1 protein-coding gene and 2 pseudogenes are annotated in these 1,259 nt (G+C 69.6%); 1 reads left to right on the plus strand and 2 read right to left on the minus strand.

Annotated elements, in window-relative coordinates; all coding sequences use genetic code 11:
• Positions 1-174, minus strand: a pseudogene (locus R6V09_RS53405) (dehydrogenase); the annotation flags it as partial.
• A gap of 184 nt (positions 175-358) precedes the next feature.
• Complete coding sequence (locus tag R6V09_RS53410; RefSeq protein WP_317888592.1) at positions 359-910, minus strand: DUF1707 and FHA domain-containing protein; 552 nt, start codon at positions 908-910, stop codon at positions 359-361.
• A 173-nt stretch (positions 911-1,083) separates the two neighbouring features.
• Between R6V09_RS53410 and R6V09_RS53415 the strand changes: the two are divergent.
• Positions 1,084-1,259: pseudogene (locus R6V09_RS53415) on the plus strand (malto-oligosyltrehalose trehalohydrolase); the annotation flags it as partial.

Genomic DNA, 1,259 nt, shown 5'->3' on the forward strand with positions numbered 1-1,259 from the left:
CTGGCGGCTGCCGTGGCCCACGGAGAGCAGCCACAGGGGCGTACCGGCGCGGGAGGTCCCGACACGGCGCAGCCGGGCGTCCTGGGGGCGGCGGGCGACGAGCGCGGCGGCCTGGGCCCCCAACTCGTCCACGGACGGGTAGCGGAGGAGTGGTGGCAGGGCACACCTCCACAAATGTGGTGCCGTCGGTTCACCTGATGTGCATGGTGTACGCACAGTCAGTCACGGCCCGAGGGGTACGTCAACACCGCCGTACGCAAAGGGATTTCACGCACATCCGAGATCGCCACATCGGGTAATGCCCAGGCCAGAGGTGAGGTGAGGCTGTGTTCGGGCCCGGTCCCGGCTCGGTCCGAGCTCAGTTCACGGCGAGCCGGAACGCCATCCGTCCGAAGCCGATCTGATCGCCCTCGCGGACGACGGCCGCACCGATCACCCGACGGCCGTTGACCGTGGTGCCGTTGGTCGAACCGAGGTCGCGCAGCACCCACATGCCGCCCTGGCGGCTGAGTTCCGCGTGCACCCGGGACACCGTCTCGTGAGTCAGGCGCAGCCCGTTGGCGGGGTCGCGGCCGATGCGCAGCGAGTGTCCGTTGCCCGGGTGGGGCAGCAGCAGCTTGGGAAGCCGCTCGGCCTGCCAAGCCCTGCGCAGCCGTACGGTGAACCCGGAGACGGCCTCCACGGTGCCGAACAGGACGCGCGAGAGGCGGCTTTCGGTGGGCAGGTCGGCGGTGAGCGCCACGAGTTCCTCGGACCGGCGGGCGGCGAGCGCCAGCTCCATGCGCCGGATGAAGGTGTCGTGCGAAAGCCGTCCCATGGCGACGCCGTCATGGAGAACCTTGAGCGCCTTGTCGCGCTCCGCGTCGGACAACCGCGCGGGGTACGTGTGGAACTCGAAGGACGACGTCACGCTCGTGATTGTCGGGCAGTGAACCCCGGGTGTCCAGAAGACGCGGAAACGACCCGCACGCGCGCGAAGATGACGACACCTGCGCCAAAGGGGTGGATTCAAAAGCGGATTGATCTCGTTTGAAGCACGATGGACGGGCTACATCCCGGTGAGCAGACGAAGGGGAACCGTCCGTGCAGTTCGAGGTGTGGGCACCAGAGGCAGACCGTGTGACGCTCCATCGCGAGGGCGCCACGCGCGCGTTGGAACGCGATCCCGAGCGCGTGGGGTGGTGGAGCGGCGAGGCGGAGGCGGGCGACGGCACGCGGTACGGGTTCGCGGTCGACGACGGCCCGCCGCTGCCCGACCC

The organism is Streptomyces sp. W16 (assembly GCF_033194735.1).
Taxonomy (GTDB): domain Bacteria; phylum Actinomycetota; class Actinomycetes; order Streptomycetales; family Streptomycetaceae; genus Streptomyces.